The organism is Mycobacterium sp. 20KCMC460 (assembly GCF_022179425.1).
Taxonomy (GTDB): domain Bacteria; phylum Actinomycetota; class Actinomycetes; order Mycobacteriales; family Mycobacteriaceae; genus Mycobacterium; species Mycobacterium kiyosense.
The window spans coordinates 3,229,089-3,245,748 of the sequence record NZ_AP025524.1 but is presented as its reverse complement, the minus strand read 5'-3'; the positions used below and the strand labels follow the sequence as shown (position 1 = coordinate 3,245,748).

Here is a 16,660-nt window from a genome sequence, read left to right as displayed (position 1 = left end):
AATCGTGGAGTGTTGCGCCGCCCCTGCCGCGTAGCAGATCGTCCGTCGCGCGTATTGGACGATCGTCGTCGGCCATTTATCACGGTTTCGTCCGTTGCTAACACGTCCGGCCTCGCACTCATACGAGACTCTAATCGGCGCACGGGGCTCTCGACGCCGACGATGCCAACTATTCATTCCCCGCAAACTTCTGTTAAGACGCCGTTAAATTCGATGTTCGGCGCGGGCGAATTCACCTGCAAAAACGCGGCCGCCCGGTCCGCGAGGTGGCGCAGGGTCGCTCTCGGTCGCCAACGGTGGCGAGGGCATAACCGGGACGAACCTTCGTGCGTGTCCCTGCGACCACCTCGACGCGGTTCGGATCTACCCGGCGAACCGTAGACTGACCGCGCCGGGACGCCGACTCCGGCGGCGATCGCGGACACCGACCCGAACGGGCAGTCGCAAAAGAAAGATTCCCACCGAATGACTAATCCGGGCTACGGCCAAACCAGCGGATTCTATTTGCCCCGGCTGGAGTATTCGGCGTTGCCGTTCACCGAGGACCGAGGCGTCGGATGGAAGACACTACGGGACGCCGGCCCAGTTGTTTTCATGAACGGTTACTACTATCTGACCCGGCGTGAGGATGTGCTTGCCGCACTGCGCAATCCGAAAGTCTTCTCGTCGACGGTATTGCAGCCCCCCGGTAACCCGATGCCGGTGCTCCCACTCGCCTTCGACCCACCGCAGCACACTCGATACCGGAAAATTCTGCAGCCGTATTTCAGCCCGTACGGGCTGAGCAAGTCCCGGCCGGTGCTGGTACGGCACGCGGTCGAGATGATCGACGAGATCGCCGCCCGGGGTGGCTGCGAAGTGATGGCCGAGTTCGCCCGGCTGTACCCCTTCCAAGTGTTTCTCGACCTGTACGGACTGCCGCTGCAGGATCGTGACCGCTTGATCGGCTGGAAAGACGTGATCATCGGCGACAAGCCCAACCTGACCCCGGCCGAACTCGCCGAGGGCCAGGTCGCGCTGTTCGAATACCTCCAGCAAGCGGTGCTGCAGCGCCGGCAGCACCCGGGTTCGGACCTGATGTCACGGGTGATGACCGGCCCCGACGCATTCTCCGACCTCGAGGTGCTCGGCATGACTCACCTGCTGATCCTGGCCGGCCTGGATACCGTGACGGCGATCATCGGCTTCTGCCTGTTCGAACTGGCCCGCCGCCCCGCGCTCCGAGCCCAGCTACGTGACGACCCCAGACAGATCAGGGTGTTCATCGAAGAAATCATCAGATTGGAACCGCCGGCGCCGGTGGCGCCCCGGATCGTCACCGAGTTCGTGAACGTGGGCGGCATGACCCTGCCGCCGGGATCTCAGGTGCGGTTGTGCATGGCCGCGGTCAACCGCGACGGCGCTGACGCGTGGTCGACCGACGAGCTGGTGATGGACGGAAAAGTGCACCGGCACTGGGGATTCGGTGGTGGACCGCACCGCTGCCTGGGGTCGCACCTGGCGCGGATGGAACTGACCGTGGTCATCGCCGAATGGCTGCACCGGATTCCCGACTTCGACCTGCCCTCGGGCTACACGCCCGAAATCAATTTCCCGTCGAAGTCTTTCGCGCTCAAGGCGTTGCCGCTGCGCTGGGCTTGATCGAGGAGCAAACCCGGCGCAGTCCGGCACCCGCCTACTTGCGCACCTCGGTGGCGGCGACCTGTACGAACACGCCGGTGTCCTCGGCCATCAGCAGACCACGGCCGCGGGGCAGCGGACCGCCCTTCATCTTGCCGCGGATGAAGCCCTCGTCGGGGTCCGCGTCCATCACCAGCAGCGGCGCATTCGCCTGGTGCAGGGCCCGCAGCATCGGGTCGCTGCCCGCCGACGACCAACCCCCGAAGCTTCGGGTGACGATCACGTGCAGACCGACGTCGGCGGCCCGGTTCACAAACGGAACCGCCTTGTGCAACGGCGAGTCGAAGCCCGGCGGCAACTGCTGGATGTCGTCGACGATCAGGAAGATCTCCGGACCGCTCCACCACGACCTGGACAGCAGCTCCTCCGCGGACAACCCCGGCGGTGGCTCGCGGCCCGCGAGCGTCGCCGCCAACTCCCCCATCATCGCCACGACGCCGTCGAGGTTGTAGGCGAACTTCTCCACGTAATCCGAGCCCAGCGTGGTCAGCAGCTGGCGACGCGGGTCGACCAGCCACACCTGCGCGGACCGCCGTCCGGCCGGCGGCGGTGGCGCACTGCTGGCACCGGGCGCGTACAGCCGCCCGATCTCGGACATGATGGTGGCCAGCGTCGTGGTACGCCCACACTCGCGGCGGCCGGTGATCATCAGGTGCGAGTTCTCGGCGAAGTTGAGGTAGACCGGCTGCAGGTCCAATTCCGAGATGGCCCAAGCGATTCCGCCCGCGCCGACGCCCTGACGGGTGTCCCGCGCGGCCAGTTCGCGCACCTGCTCCACACCGAACCGCGCCGGCAGCCTGCGCACCGGCGGGGCGGCCGCAGTGGTGAGCCGGCTGACCGCCGCGACAACGCTGTCACTCTCGAAGACGTTGTTCGCGGTGTTGGCCAGCGCGGGCCGCGCCACCAGGGTGTGCAGGCCCGCCTGTGGGTCGCTGTCCAACCGCACGTAGTTGACCGCCACCATGCCGCGGCCCGGTTTGACCGGGACGTCCTTGGCGAAGCGGGACCGCACCAGCTTGGCGTCCTCCACCGCGGCCAGCCGCAGCTCGACGCGGGAACCGAAACCGCTGCGCACCGGTGGCCGGAGCTCCGATTCGCGGTCGGCGGTGACCACCACGTGCACACCGAAGGACGGACCCTGGTTGATGATCATGTTGACCTGGTCGATCAACACCTCGTTCTCTTCGGCCAGGGCGCGGTAGTTGTCGATGACCAGGTAGACGTCGCCGAACCCGTCGTTGGGGACCGGGCCCGCCTCGCCGCCGAACTTGCGGCGCCGGAACATCTCCATCGAGGCGATGCCGTACTCGAGGAAGCTGCGCTTGCGCTCGCGCACCAGCGCCAGCAGCTCGGCCACCGTGCGGCGCACGCCGTACGGATCGGTGGGACCGGCCACCTCACCCACGTGCGGCAACTGCGCGATCGTGGTCAGGGCGGTGCTGCTGTAGGCCAGGCAGTAGAACTGCACCTGCTCGGGTGTGTGGGTCAACGCCGCCGAACAGATCAGCGTCTGCAACGCCGTCGTCTTGCCGGAACCGCCGGCACCCAGGATCAGCACGTTGGAGCCGGGGCCGGAGGTGTCGACCGTCCACGGCGGCTGGTCGTGCTTGAACGGACGGTCGATGATCCCGATCGGGAACACCAGGTTGCGGGCCGAACCGTAGTCCTTGTGCCAGGGATGACCGAGGAAGCGGTTGACCAGTTCGTCGATGGCGATCGGCTGGGTCAGCGGCGGCTGCCACAACCGGTAGGGCTCGAAGTTGATCTTGCGCAGCTGGTCGATGATCACCGTACCGACCTTGGGCGTGCGGATCGCCTCTTCTTCCTCGTCGGGCTCCTCGCCCACCGGTGCCAGCAGCTCGCCGTTGGTGAAACCGGCCGGCGGCTCCACGGTGGGACCGCCGACACTGACCTCCATGGGTGTGAACGAGTTGGTGAACAGCTGCGGGCGCACGTAGTCGATGTTGTGCACCAGCACCGGCGCTTCGTCGCCGTCGACGCTGGTCAGCCGGAAGTAGTCGCGCCACAGGAACTCGGCCTGGAATCGGATGATGTCCTCGAGGCTCTTGCGGAAGTAGCCCAGACCTGCCTGGGCGGGCAGGTTCACGGCGTTGGGCACACCGGCGGCCTGGGCGGCACCCGCGGTACGCGCCTTCAGCACCAGCCGGTAACCCATGTTCTCCATGAGCTTTTCCGCGCGACTCTCGATGGTCTGCGAGGCCATCATCAGGTGGATCCAGTAGGCACGTCCCTGCCGGCCGATCGAGTCGAGCACGTCGACCGCGGTCGGCATGATCCGGAACCACTCGTAGAACTCGTCGATGACCACCACGAGCATGGGCAGCGGCGCCATGTCCTGGCCGCGTGCCCGCATCCGGGCCCGCACCGAGTTGTATTCCTTGGCATCGTCGACACCGGCGCTGTCGCAGATCGCCTTGCGGCGCGCGATCTCGCCCCACAGCGCGTCCAGGAAGCGCTCCATCAACGCCTGGTCTTCTTCGAGGTCGGTGATGATGCGCGACACGTGCGGCACTCCGGCGAACGGCTTGACGGCCGATCCACCCTTGAGGTCGGCCAGCACGAACTGCAGCTCCTCGGGGGGGTGACCCAGCATCAGCGACTCGATCACGGTTCGCACCAGTGTCGACTTACCGGAACCGGTCGTTCCGGACATGACGCCGTGCGGGCCGTCGCCGCCCTCGTCCAGCGATTTCATGTCCAGGAACAACAGCTCGCCGTTGTCGGACCGATTGCCGAACGGCACCCGCAGCCGCGAACGGCCCATGGTGTCGGTGCGGCTGCCCCACAGGTCGTCGAAGTCGATCGACGCCGGATCGTCGATCCCGTAGTAGGACAAGATGTCTCGGGCGCCGATGTGGGCCACCCGCTGGCCGATCTCTTCGTACGCCTCGGCCAGCCGCCACTGGGCGAGCTTCTGCGCGAACTCTTCGGCTTCGGCGGCGCTCATCTGGTCGGTGAGCGCGAAGAACCAGGCCTTGTCGTCGATCACCATCCAGGTGTCGCGGTCGCGGGGCAGTGCCTCGATGACGCCGATCTCGTCGAACTGCAGCTTGCGCTCGGGCACTGCGGTCCACATCGACGAACCGGTGAGGTCGAAGAACGTGACGCCGTCGACCCCCTCCGCGCTGATCACGTATTCCCACTGCGGGTCGTCGACGTCGGCGATGATCACGTGGTGCGGGGTCGGGGTCTGCGCCGACGAGCTGGCGTGCCGCGGCGTGAAGGAGCCGCGCCCGGCGAACAGTTCGGCCTGCTCGGCGGCGAACTCGCGAACCGAGCTGTAAACCATGCGCGCATTGCCCGCGGCGTCGTGCCGGCGCGAGTCACCGAAGTGCGGCAGCCACTTGACCCAGTCCCACTCCTCCAGGTCGGAGCTGACGATGATGAACTGCATGTGGTCGGGGCCGTGCGAGAAGGTCAGCTGACAGATGATCGAGCGCATCAGCCCCAGCACCTGCTCGCGGTCCCCGACCAGCGCGTACCACGGTTCGACCAGTACCGAGATCATCTTGGGCAGGTTGTAGACGACGCTCTGGTAACGCCCGAACTCCTGCAGCGCCTTGCCGGTGACCGGCTCCAGCTCGATGTCGGTGGGCATGTTCTGTGGCTCACCCCAGGTCACCTCGGGGCGCGTCATGCCGACGCCGACCCGGACCACCCCGAAGTTGAGGTCTTTGCCGTCGGGCTTGCGTTCCCACATCCGGGACGATCCGACGGCCGCCGACAACGTGTTGGGCGCCGGGTGGTACCAGCGGTAGTTGGCGTCCATGCTGTCGGCGGACTCCTGCGCGGTCTCCCGCAGCATGTCCAGCATCAGCATGAACTGGGCGCGCATCGCGTCCAGCTTGGGTCGGCTCATCTGCTGCGCCCCGCCGCCGAACCGGCCGCCGAACATCATCATCATCATGCCGCCGACCATGAAGATCGGGAAGATCGAGCCGACACCGCCGAACACGTGCGAGCCGCTGGCGAACGTCATGGCGACCATGCCGCCGAGCAGGCCGATCACCACGACGCCGATGACGATCATGTACCACGGCTTGCCCTCCGGGGGCGGAATGCTCAGTGGTGTGGGTAGGACGATGTTCTCCGGCTTGATTACCGGCGGCTTTTCCGGCGTAGGCCGTGCAAAACCACGTTTCACTTGGGTACCACCAACTCTGCAGGGGTCATGTCCATCGGGAGTGTGTCGTGTTCGACCAGCGCGTCAGCCCGCGACAACGTCGGGCCCTGGGGCAGCAGCCGCAGCGCCACCCACGGCGCCAGGCTCGGTTGCGAGCTCAGTCCCAGCGCTTCTCGGACTTCCTTGGTGTCGTCGACGCCGAACCTGGCCCCCGCATTGGTCAGCCACCACAGTGATTCGGTGGTCTGAGCGCCGGGGTTGTTGCCGGTGACGGCCACGAAGTTCGCGTAGTTGGGGCCGAAGTAGATCTGGTCGGCCTGGTGACCGGTCGGGTCGGCCTTAACCAGGTTGACGACGTGGTTCATCTCGCTGGATTTGATCGGCAGGGTCGGCCCGGACACCACCTGGATGCGGGCGCGGCTCTCGCCGGCGGTCCGCTCCCACCACCAGCAGGTGGACGGGTTCTCGCGGATGTCCAGCACGTTCAGCGGGTCGTTCGGGTAGGCCGACAGGTCCAGCCGGTTGACCACCGGCATCTTGGCCAGGGCGGACGGCTCGACGGTCACCGGCTTGGTGTTGCCCGGTCGTCCGGCGTTCTGCAGGATCTGGGCCACCAACGGCGGCAGGGTCTGTACTCCGTCCACCAAAACCAGCGAATACTGTTGCGGCCCACTGATTTGCGGGGTGACCAGGATGGTGCCGACGGGGCCGGGCGCACCGGGGAAGGTGGCCGGGGCCCCGGCGTTGGGCACCTCGGGGACCAGCAGTTCGGGTCCGACCGGCAGGGCGTCGTACAGCGCGTGGCTCATCGGCTTCGCCTGACTGACCTGCTCGGGGGTCAGGCCCAGCGGCAACAGCACCGACCGGTCGGTGGCGTCGATCCTCGACCGGCGACCCTCGCGGATCACCCAGGCACTGCCGCCGTAGTTGAGCACCACGGCATCCGATCCGCTCAGGACGCGGCGATGACCGCTCATGTCGGGAGTTCCGTCGATGACGGTGACCGTCACGCCTCCCAGGGACGGCATGCCTGTCGCGGACGTGCCGCCGACGGTGTCACAGACCAGCCAGGATGACTCCGGCGGACTCTTGGGAGCGAATTCCGAGGGTGCGCCCGGGATCCCGACCAGCGGTCCGTGCGGCATCTTGGCGATCTGGCTGCCCCGGACCAGGTGCGGGTTGTCGGGGCGCCCGGTGATCAATCGCGCCGACGCCAGGTTCAGCGCCGGGTAGAGCCGGTCGCCCACCTTGACGTACAGCGCGCCCGAGTCGCGATCGGCGATGATCGGCGCGTCGTTGATCTGGCCGGCGGGGCTGATGAACGAGTACAGCAGGGCACCCAGGCAGATCACCAGCGCTGCCGAAACCGAAGCGACGACGGCCAGCGTCTGGCGCCGGCCCGGTTCGATCTCCATCCGGACCCGCCAACGGGTCAACGCCATCGCGGTGCGGCGCGCCAGGAATTGGTAACCCGTTACCTGGGTCCGCGTCGACAACCCGAGGCCGTAACCCGACCCCCGCTGTCCGCGGCTATGTTCAGCCACGTTCGATCACCTTCCGGTTGTGTCAAAACGCCTGGATTTGAAGCCCCTCCGGGTACATCGATAACCGTAGGGCACCCGCAGCGGCCTCGCCAGGCGTCAGCGCCCGCGCGGCATTCCCACGGTTCCATCGTGTCTTCCCTGGGCATGGTAACCGGCTACGACCGTCTCGGCGCGCTAAGTCACAGACTCCCTTGATCGACCACTTGAGCTGCGGTTAGCGCCTCTGCACCGGGGGTTGCACGGCCGGCGGACCGGATTGCGGCTGTTTTGTGAGACCCCGCGCTCTCCCAATCGGCACGGCTGCACGCAAGATTGGCGTCATGACTGAGCTCGCGCCTTCCCTCGTCGAACTCGCCCGGCGCTTCGGCATCGCCACCGGTTACCAGGATTGGACGGGCCGGCACGTGCTCGTTTCCGAGGCCACCCTGGTTGCGGTGCTCGGCGCGCTCGGCGTCGCAGCGGACACCGAGCAGCACCGCAATGCCGCGCTGGTCGCCGAGCGCCGCTCCTACTGGCAACGGCCCATGCCGCCGACCATCGTCGCGCGTGCGGGGGCGCAGACCCGGTTCTGGGTGCATGTGACGCACGGCGCTCCCGCCGAAGTGTGGCTGCAGTTCGAGGACGGCACCGAGCGCCGCGGCCCGGACAGCGGAATCGTCCAGGTCGACAACTTCACGCCGCCGTTCGATCTGGACGGGCGCTGGATCGGCGAGGCCAGCTTTGTGTTGCCCGCTGACCTGCCGCTGGGCTACCACCGGGTGCACCTGCGTTCGGACGACTACCAGACCAGCACCGCCCTGATCGTGACGCCGGATTGGCTGGGGCTGCCGGAGCGGCTCGGCGGCCGGCGCGCCTGGGGGCTGGCCACCCAGCTGTACAGCGTGCGGTCCAGGCAGTCCTGGGGTGTCGGTGACCTCACCGACCTGGCCGATCTCGCGCTGTGGTCGGCGTCGCGGCACGGTGCCGACTACGTGCTGGTCAACCCCATGCACGCGGCGGCGCCGACGGCGCCGATGGAACCGTCGCCGTACCTGCCGACCTCGCGGCGCTTCGTCAACCCGCTCTACCTGCGGGTGGAAGCCGTCACCGAACTCGCCGACCTGCCCAAGCGCGGCAGGGTGCGCCTGCTGCGGGCCCGGGTGCAGCACGGCGCCGAACGGATCGACAGCATCGACCGGGACAGTGCCTGGACCGCCAAACGGGAGGCACTGGAGCTGTTGCACCGGGTGCCACGCTCGGCGGGCCGCGAACTGTCCTACGCCGCATTCCGCGCCCGGGAGGGTCGCGACCTCGACGACTTCGCGACCTGGTGCGCGCTGGCCGAGAAGTACGGTGCCGACTGGCATCGCTGGCCGGAGTCGTTGCAGCATCCAACTGCCGCGGGGATCGCGAAGTTCGTCAAGAAGAACAGCGACTCGGTCGATTTCCACCGGTGGCTGCAGTGGCAACTGGACGAACAGCTGGCCGCGGCGCAGTCGCAGGCGGTGCGGGCCGGCATGGCGCTGGGGATCATGCACGACCTGGCGGTGGGTGTGCATCCCAACGGCGCCGACGCGTGGGCGTTACAGGACGTGCTGGCGCTGGGCGTCACCGCGGGTGCGCCCCCCGACGAGTTCAACCAGCTGGGTCAGGACTGGTCGCAGCCGCCGTGGCGGCCGGACCGCCTCGACGAGTCGGAGTACCGGCCGTTTCGGTCGTTGATCCGCGCGGTGCTCCGCCACGCCGGCGGGGTACGCATCGACCACATCATCGGGCTGTTCCGGCTGTGGTGGATCCCCGACGGCGCGCCGCCCACCGACGGCACCTACATCCGCTATGACCACGAGGCGATGATCGGCATCGTCGCGCTGGAAGCGCAGCGGGCCGGGGCGGTCGTCGTCGGTGAGGATCTGGGCACCGTCGAGCCATGGGTGCGTGACTACTTATTACTGCGCGGAGTGCTGGGCACGTCGATCCTGTGGTTCGAGCAGGACGACTCCGGCCAGGGCGGGCCGCTGCCCGCCGAACGGTGGCGGGAGTACTGCTTGTCCTCGGTCACCACCCATGACCTGCCGCCGACGGCCGGCTACCTGGCCGGCGAGCATGTGCGGCTGCGGGAATCCCTGGGCCTGCTGACCCGGCCGGTGGCGGCTGAGCTGGAGTTCGCCGCCGCCGAGCGGGCGGCGTGGCTGGCCGAGTTGCGCCGCACCGGGCTGCTCGCGGACGGTGAGGACCGGCCCGAGCAGGTGATACTGGCGCTGTACCGGTACCTGGGGCGCACCCCGTCGCGGTTGCTGGGGGTCGCGCTCACCGATGCGGTCGGTGATCGGCGAACCCAGAACCAGCCCGGCACCACCGACGAATACCCGAACTGGCGGGTACCGCTGAGCGGGCCGGATGGTCGGCCGATGCTGCTGGAGGACGTGTTCACCGACGAGCGGGCGGCAACTCTGCTGGACGCGGTCCGGGCGTCGGCGGGGCCGGCGTGACGGTACCTCGCGCCGACCTCAGCGACTTGGTGCATCGTTACGCGGCCTATCTCGATGATCGTCAATTCGATTCAGCGGCAACACTTTTCACTGTAGAAGCAACTTTGACGGTACCGGACCCGCCGGCTTCGCTGAAGCCGGTCCGGGCGCACCACGGACGGCAGGCGATCACGGCCGCCGTGGCGGCGGTGACCGAGGTGACCCGCACCGAGCACGCGATCGTCGGCGAGGTCTACGGCGCCGGCGCACGGGAGGGGTGCGCCGTGGGTCGCGTCACGTGCATCGCCCACCATTGGACTCAGCGCCCGGACGGGGTTTCCGATCTGGTCTGGCACCTGCGTTACGACGACCAGTACGAACTGGGCGAGGACGGTTGGCGAATCAGCGTGCGGGCCTTGACGATCAACGCCATCGAGACCCGGTCGGCCCGCCGGTTGCTGCCGCGCGAGCCCGGCTAGCGCGAGCGGTACCTTTTCGACGCGGCGCGGGATGCGGAAGTCGTTTATGCCTAACGGCGTTCGGGTAGGCAAAGAGGTAGCGGCCCCGCTACGGGCAGCAGGTCGACTCGCCCACTGCTGCAAAAGGAGATGTCGTGGCTGATATCGCAAACACCCAGCGTGCTAGCCGATCGCACCAGCATGATTCGCCGCCTTCGCTCGAGGAAGCGCAACGGGCGCCGGGGATGCTGGTGATCGCGGGCGCGCTACTGGCCTTCGTGGTCTCGGTGGCGGCGTTCTCACTCGGCAAAGTGGGCGTCGGCATCGCCACCACCAGCGCCGGAATGTTGATCTTGAGCGCCGGGCTGTCCTGGCTGTCCATGGAGCGGCGGCGGGTACGAGACGCCGAGCGGGGCCTGCGGCGGCCCAATCGCCAAGTGCGCTAACGTAATTCCGCCAGATTCAGCACCGATTTGCGCACGTCGGAGCGCAACACGCGGGCGACCAGCCGGCCGACCGGCCCGCTCAGCACGCCGCCGGACAGGTCCGCGTTCAGATTGAAGGTCGATCCTTCGTCGTCGGGTGCGACGCTCATCGCAACCGCGAGTCGGACGCCGCCGCGGCCACGCCCTTGCAACTCAATGGAATTCGGCTCGTCATAGTGGGTCACTTCCCAGTGGATGACGTTGCGGAAACCTTTGACCTTGATCAGCGACGAGACGCAGGTGCCCTGCTCGACCGTGTCGGGAACTTCCCCGCGCCATCCGCCGAAAATGGTCATCCACTCGTCGAATCGCTTCAGATCGGATGCCAGTTTCCAGGCGGCTTCCGGCGATACTGCCGAGGTCGTCGAGACATCTACCGTCGCCAAAACCCGCCCCTTCCGGTGCTGCTGTTCGCTTTCGCGTTACCTACCCGGGGCGCAGCGCCGGAAAACCTGGTGGCGGCCGTCCCGGCGGGTGATGCGACGCATCTCACGTCAGATGCCGGTCCACGCCGTGTCGACCTGGGTGGCGACGTCGATCACCTGGGCGGCCTGCGACTTCGGCGAGTCGATCTCTTCCTTGACGTACTGGGCGATGAAACGCCGGATCTCGCCGTCCACCCCGGCCAGGATGCGCAGCACCTCGCCGCGGATCGACTTGGACGACACGTTGACGGTGATGTCGGACGGCCGCGGCTTGGAGACGTCGACGATGATCAGCAGCGGTTCGGCGGCCCGGGCGGTGGCTCGCAATGCGATATCGCCGGCGACGACGAAGCGCTGCTTGTCCAGGCGCAGGTCCAGCAGCAGGTCGATGGAGAGCGGGATGTGGATCACGAAGGTGATCAGGTCGCCGAGCTTGCGGGTGACTCGAGGCTCCTGAATTTTGACGTTCGCGCTGACCTTGGCGATACCACCGGGGCCCTGGGCGATCGGTTCCATGGCAAACTCACTGCCCGCGATTTCGGAGAACGCGGCGGCCACCCGGTCCGGCGTGACGGCGACCTCGAAGAACCTGCGGCCGAATTCTTCGTAGGTGAGCAGTTCGTGGTTTTCCATAAGCTCCTACCGTCTCATGTCAGCGGCCCGCTCAATCGCCGACCCGCTCGCGCCGCAGAAATTCGCGCAGCTCGCCGGCGTTGCCGGCGGCTGGCCGGTCGCCGCGGCGTGACCTGGATCACTTGTAGCGCGTTTGTGAACAACGCCACAAGCGTGCTGTTGGATTCGGTGTGTCGCGCGGCGGGCTGCCACCCTGGAAACCAATGGAGGTGTTGGATTCTCATGCGCGCGGACGAACTTCCTGACCAGCGCCCCTCGATCTCGCGTTTCGCGGGGCCGCTGACCTGGTTGGGCGGCGGACATTGGCGTGAACTCGGCGAGCGCCACGAGCGGTCCATGCACGCCGTCTCGGGCGCGGTCGTCGCGCTCGGGGCGGCGCTGGCCTGGGTGGTCGCGGCGCTGGCGCTGCACTCGGCGGTGCCCACGGTGCCGCTGTGGGCGGTGGTCGCGCTGACGCTGCTGTTCGGGCTTCTGGTGGGCGCGGTGACCCGCGCGATCGCGGGCGGCCCGGACCGCGGCCGAGGGGCCGTGGCGGGTCGGGCGGCGGTCGCCGTGGCGGTCGGCGTCGTCGTCGGCGAACTCGCGGCGATGGTGGTGTTCTCCGGGGCCATCGACCAGCGCCTGACCGAGCGGGCCGCACGCGCCGCGGACAGTGCCCCGGCGGTCACGCAGGCCTCGTCGTCGTTGCAACAAGCCCGCGCGGCCCGGTCCGCGCTCGACACCACGGTGGAGCAGGCGCGCGCACACCTCGACCAGGCTCTGGTTGTGGCGCGCTGCGAATACCACCCCACCCCGGGGTGCCCGCAGACCCGCATCACCGGCATTCCCGGTCAGGGCCCCGAAACCCGCTCGTCCAATGAGCTGCTCGCCGAGGCGCAGCGCGAACTGGACAGTGCGCTGGCGGCCCGCGACCGGCAGGCACCGGAGCTTGACGCCAGGGTGGCGCGGGACGAGCAGGCCGTCGGCCAGGCCCGGCGCGCGGTGCTCGCCGGCGCCGGTCAGGGCCTGGGGGCGCGCTGGGTGGCCATGAACGACCTGACGATGTCCGGCCCCGGCGCGTTGGCGTTGCGGCTGTTGACCGTCGCGTTCTGCGTCATGCTCTACCTGCTGCCGCTGATCCTGCGGTCGTGGCGGGGCGAGACCACCCACGATCGCCATGCGACGGCACGCGCCGAACGCGAACGTGCCGAGCTCGACGCCGACACCGCGATCGCGATCAAACGGGCCGAGGTGCGTCGCGCCGCCGAGATCATGTGGGCCGAGCACCAACTCACCCAGACCCGCCTCGCCATCGAGGCCCAGGCCGAAATCGACCGGGAGCAGCAGCGACGCCGCATCGTCGAGGCCCTGGAAGCCCCGGTGCACGCATCGTCGGAACGCACCCCGGAGCCGGCGTTGCGGACAGTGGAGGAAGACATCTACCTGCCGATCGAGGCCGAGGCGGAGGCCGCCAGCCGTGCGGTGGCCGAGCTGCCGCCCGGTCCGCCGCAGACCGAGGTCCACGACGCCGAGGTCACCGAGAACCTGCCGGTTCGCTCCGAAGCCGCCGAACAGGTCGTCGAGCACTACGACGAGCGGCACGTCAACGACGAGGAACGAGGGACCCCGTTGATTCCGTCCATTCCCGACGCCACCAAGGCCGCGGCACGGTGGATTCGCCCGCTGGTGCCGCCGTTCGTCGCGCGGGTGATCGACAACACCACGGCCCCGCTGCGCGGCGCCCGCCAAGTGTTCGAAGAGGTCGAGGAGATCGCTTTCTCGCTCAAGCGCACCCGCAAGGTGACGATCGACTCGCAGAGTTCCGGCGGCGAAAGCCCGCCGCAGGCGCCCCGGTCGGCTGCTCCCGAAAGCACCGAAGACGCCGCGACCGGGCGCAGCCGGGTCGAATCCTCGCGCGGCGAGGGACATCACACCACCGACTACCAGCAGCTCCAAGGCCCGGCCGGCAGCGAATACCCGCCCCTGGGTTACGCGCCCCAGCGGGACCTGGACAGCCTGTCCGTCGGGCACAACTCCGCCCGGCAGGGTCGCCATGAGCTTGCCGAACGGCAGGGACCGCGCGAACTGCGTCCACCCGAGGGTCCACGTGAGTTGCCGCCCGGCACGTAGGCTGCCGCAGCCCCCGAGTGCGGCGGGTCGTCGCTGACCGGTGACGAATCGACGGCGCGGGTGCGGCGTATTATCGGGCCGGACTCGGCCGGAGCGTGGTCAGGGCCTGGCGATTTCTCCGATTGGGAACAGGACGTGATCTGGTGGATCTGGTTACGGCAGCACCCGCAAGCCGGCAGCGCGCGGTGACATCTGGTAAGTCCGCCGAGACGGCCACATGAAGGTCAGCCTCTTTTTGGCGGACGCGGCCCAGGCCGACGTGCAATCAGGCAAGGTCCACACGCTGGGGCTGGGCTGGCGACAGTGTCAAACACCAACGCCCCCTTTCGCTTTGGTGATGTTTCTGGATATCGACTGGGACGAAACCAACAAACAGCACAAACTGACCTGCCAGTTGCTGAACACCGACGGCCAGCCGGTGGTGGTCCACGGACCGCAGGGCCCGCAGCGCATCCTGTTCGAGGCCGCGGCCGAGGCGGGACGCCTGCCAGGGGCCATTCACGGCACCGCGGTGCGCATGCCCCTCACCCTCAACATCCCGGGCGGAATCCCGTTGGAACCCGGCATCTACGAGTGGCGGGTCGAGGTGGACGGCTTCGAACAGGCCACCGCGGTCGAGGCTTTCATCGTTTCCGGAGGTCTGGTACCGCCGCCGGGGTAAACCGGAGAGCCGAAAGACCTTCGGGTGCAACCCAAAACAATTTCCCGCTGCCGACCCATCACCAGGGACTGACCGAGGGCCGCGGTACTTCCCCGTTACCGCGGCCGCGCTCAACGCATCCCGGCGACGTCCGCCAACGAGCGCAGGTGATCGGCGGTGAACAGATCGCCCCATTCATCGCGGGCCGCGGACTGAGCCTCGACGAAGCTGGGCGTCTGCTCGCCCTCCCCGGCCAGATGAACCAGCGCCCACGCCATCGCGAACACGGGTACCCGGTGCCGCTGTGCGGCGGTGTGCAGCTCGTCGAACGCCGTGTCCGAACGGCACCGGCGCAGGCCGATCAGGATCCCCTGCGCGGTGTCGAGAATGCGGCCCGAACTCGGGCTGTGCGAGGCCTGGGTAGGCGCCCAGCTTGCCGTCATGCCTCGGTTACCTCCTACCGATGTCTGCCGGGCGGAGGATTGTCTTGCATCCGAATACATCTCACCGCCGCGAGTCCCGATTGGCATCCCGTGCAATGATTTGCGGATCGCGCCCGTCGCGCCAGACGTGCGTAGGCATCGATACCCTCCCGTGAGCGGGTTGATACCGGCTGGTTGCGCAGAATCAGTCCGCCAGCGCGAGCACTTCGTCGAAGCCGGCCACGAGGGCGTCGTGGAAGACCTGGTAATCCGGGATGGCTGCGGTATCCACATTGATACCCAGCGCGCAGGTATCGCAGTAGGACAACAAGGTGACGTTGACCGACGCCCCGATGGTCGGACCGAACGCATACTGTCCGCGCACCGCAGCCCCGCCCAGGAAGACCGGAATCGGCACCCCGGGCACGTCGCTGGCCACGAAGTCCACATGGCGCAGCACCGAACCGATGTACCACCGCGGCATCAGGTTGAGCAGGCCGGCGATCGCCTGTGTGTAGGGCAACGACTTCTCGCCGCGTACCGCACTGGCCCGGTCGTGAATCCCCTTGATGCGCAGCACCGGGTCGGCTTGCCCGACGGGCACGTCGAACCGCATCAGCGTGATCCGGTTGCCGCCCATGCCGTCGTTCTCGGTGCGCAGGCTGATCGGCATCGACAGGTGCAGGTCGCCGACGCCGACGCCGTGCTTCTCGTGATAGCGCCGCAGTCCGCCGGCAACCCCGGCGACGAACGCGTCGTTGAGCGCCCCACCGGCGCGGTGGGCGGCTTCACGCAATTGCGGCCGGGATACTTCGTGCACGCTCAAGTGGCGGATCAGGCTGCGCTCCTTGGCGAGTTCGGATCCGGTGCGGTTGAGCGGCCTGATGGTGCGGTAGACCGAGGCCGCGTTGGCCACCGCCGAGCGCACGGTGGTGACCGGCTGCCGGACGCCGTCGTACACCAGTCGCGGCGCCAGCTTCGCCGCACCCAGCACCGCACCGCTCAGCAGGGAAGCGTTGTAGCGCAACGCATCCCGGTAACCGCCGAATGGCGCGGGCTTGGCCGCCTCGGGGACGGGCGGCAACGTCTCGACTTCGAAGTGTTCTGCGGTCAGGTCGAAGAGGGTCATCGCGATCTGGACGCCGCCCACCCCGTCGGTGAGCGCGTGGTGGAATTTGCAGATCACGGCCGCGCCGCCATCCTGCAGTCCCTCGACCAGCGTGGTCTCCCACAGGGCGCGGGCCCGGTCGAAATCCTGCATCTGGGCCAGCCGGGCCATTTCCAGGACGTCGTCGAGCGTTCCGGAGCCGGCGACCGCGGTGCGGCGCATGTGGTAGTCGAGGTCGAAGTCGCGGTCGGACTCCCAGCGCGGCGGCGTGGGTAGCGGCGATTCGACCACGCATTGACGGAACATCGGCATCTTGCGGCTCAGTATGTCGAAGCGGGCGCGGAGCAGATCCCAGTCCGGCGACCGATCCAGCATGAGGACACTGACAACGGTTGACCGCAGCCGTGGATCGCTTTCCATGCCCCAGGTGAAGGCGTCGCTGTTGCGCATGAACTCGGTCGCTGATCCCACGAAACAAACCTACGACCGATCGGCGTCGATGTCGCCGGCTTGCCCTCAGCCGGGGACCTTGGTCCCTGCGATTCGGGTCCTTGGTCGGGACGGA

The 16,660-nt window shown here is 67.9% G+C and carries 12 protein-coding genes; 6 read left to right on the top strand and 6 right to left on the bottom strand.

The features are described 5' to 3' along the window. The first annotated feature begins 465 nt into the window (after positions 1-465). Complete coding sequence (locus MKCMC460_RS14975; RefSeq protein WP_236983667.1) at positions 466-1,641, top strand: cytochrome P450; 1,176 nt, start codon at positions 466-468, stop codon at positions 1,639-1,641. A 34-nt stretch (positions 1,642-1,675) separates the two neighbouring features. Here MKCMC460_RS14975 and eccCa read toward each other — a convergent pair whose 3' ends face one another. Next, complete coding sequence (gene eccCa, locus MKCMC460_RS14970; RefSeq protein WP_238304487.1) at positions 1,676-5,845, bottom strand: type VII secretion protein EccCa; 4,170 nt, start codon at positions 5,843-5,845, stop codon at positions 1,676-1,678. Further along, the gene (eccB, locus tag MKCMC460_RS14965) at positions 5,842-7,368 is read right to left on the bottom strand and encodes a type VII secretion protein EccB (protein ID WP_236983669.1); all 1,527 of its coding nucleotides are present in this window, start codon (positions 7,366-7,368) and stop codon (positions 5,842-5,844) included. Before eccB ends, eccCa begins: the two co-directional genes overlap by 4 nt. 320 nt (positions 7,369-7,688) lie before the next feature. On the opposite strand from eccB, the gene malQ reads away from it, so the two are divergent. From malQ to MKCMC460_RS14950, 3 genes are all read left to right on the top strand, one after another. Then, on the top strand, positions 7,689-9,836 hold the full coding sequence (malQ, locus tag MKCMC460_RS14960) for a 4-alpha-glucanotransferase (protein ID WP_236983671.1): 2,148 nt from the start codon (positions 7,689-7,691) through the stop codon (positions 9,834-9,836). Then, complete coding sequence (locus tag MKCMC460_RS14955) at positions 9,833-10,294, top strand: nuclear transport factor 2 family protein (protein WP_236983673.1); 462 nt, start codon at positions 9,833-9,835, stop codon at positions 10,292-10,294. The genes malQ and MKCMC460_RS14955 overlap by 4 nt, the downstream gene beginning before the upstream one ends. A 134-nt stretch (positions 10,295-10,428) precedes the next feature. Continuing rightward, complete coding sequence (locus tag MKCMC460_RS14950) at positions 10,429-10,719, top strand: LapA family protein (protein WP_236983675.1); 291 nt, start codon at positions 10,429-10,431, stop codon at positions 10,717-10,719. On the opposite strand, the gene MKCMC460_RS14945 is transcribed toward MKCMC460_RS14950, so the two are convergent. Then, positions 10,716-11,144 carry an SRPBCC family protein gene (locus MKCMC460_RS14945; RefSeq protein WP_236983677.1) on the bottom strand — a complete coding sequence of 143 codons (429 nt, stop codon included), beginning with the start codon at positions 11,142-11,144 and terminating at the stop codon, positions 10,716-10,718. The genes MKCMC460_RS14950 and MKCMC460_RS14945 overlap by 4 nt on opposite strands. A 108-nt stretch (positions 11,145-11,252) precedes the next feature. Then, a complete protein-coding gene (locus tag MKCMC460_RS14940) occupies positions 11,253-11,816 on the bottom strand; it encodes a hypothetical protein (RefSeq protein ID WP_238304486.1) in 564 nt (187 codons plus the stop codon). Positions 11,817-12,038: 222 nt separating this feature from the next. Here MKCMC460_RS14940 and MKCMC460_RS14935 point away from each other — a divergent pair, with 222 nt between their 5' ends. After that, on the top strand, positions 12,039-13,925 hold the full coding sequence (locus MKCMC460_RS14935; protein WP_236983680.1) for a DUF4407 domain-containing protein: 1,887 nt from the start codon (positions 12,039-12,041) through the stop codon (positions 13,923-13,925). Positions 13,926-14,142: 217 nt separating this feature from the next. Continuing rightward, the gene (locus MKCMC460_RS14930; RefSeq protein WP_236983681.1) at positions 14,143-14,586 is read left to right on the top strand and encodes a hypothetical protein; all 444 of its coding nucleotides are present in this window, start codon (positions 14,143-14,145) and stop codon (positions 14,584-14,586) included. Positions 14,587-14,696: 110 nt separating this feature from the next. Here MKCMC460_RS14930 and MKCMC460_RS14925 read toward each other — a convergent pair whose 3' ends face one another. Next, positions 14,697-15,008: an ANTAR domain-containing protein gene (locus tag MKCMC460_RS14925; RefSeq protein WP_236983682.1), complete on the bottom strand. Its 312-nt coding sequence runs from the start codon at positions 15,006-15,008 to the stop codon at positions 14,697-14,699. A gap of 184 nt (positions 15,009-15,192) precedes the next feature. Continuing rightward, on the bottom strand, positions 15,193-16,545 hold the full coding sequence (locus MKCMC460_RS14920; protein WP_236984139.1) for a wax ester/triacylglycerol synthase domain-containing protein: 1,353 nt from the start codon (positions 16,543-16,545) through the stop codon (positions 15,193-15,195). Positions 16,546-16,660: the final 115 nt, after the last annotated feature.

Excerpts from the sequence above, each read along its gene's own strand:
- MKCMC460_RS14975 (WP_236983667.1), top strand. The coding sequence starts at position 466 with ATGACTAATCCGGGCTACGGCCAAACCAGCGGATTCTATTTGCCCCGG.
- malQ (WP_236983671.1), top strand. The coding sequence starts at position 7,689 with ATGACTGAGCTCGCGCCTTCCCTCGTCGAACTCGCCCGGCGCTTCGGC.
- MKCMC460_RS14940 (WP_238304486.1), bottom strand. The coding sequence starts at position 11,816 with ATGGAAAACCACGAACTGCTCACCTACGAAGAATTCGGCCGCAGGTTC.
- MKCMC460_RS14935 (WP_236983680.1), top strand. The coding sequence starts at position 12,039 with ATGCGCGCGGACGAACTTCCTGACCAGCGCCCCTCGATCTCGCGTTTC.
- MKCMC460_RS14930 (WP_236983681.1), top strand. The coding sequence starts at position 14,143 with ATGAAGGTCAGCCTCTTTTTGGCGGACGCGGCCCAGGCCGACGTGCAA.
- MKCMC460_RS14925 (WP_236983682.1), bottom strand. The coding sequence starts at position 15,008 with ATGACGGCAAGCTGGGCGCCTACCCAGGCCTCGCACAGCCCGAGTTCG.
- MKCMC460_RS14920 (WP_236984139.1), bottom strand. The coding sequence starts at position 16,545 with ATGCGCAACAGCGACGCCTTCACCTGGGGCATGGAAAGCGATCCACGG.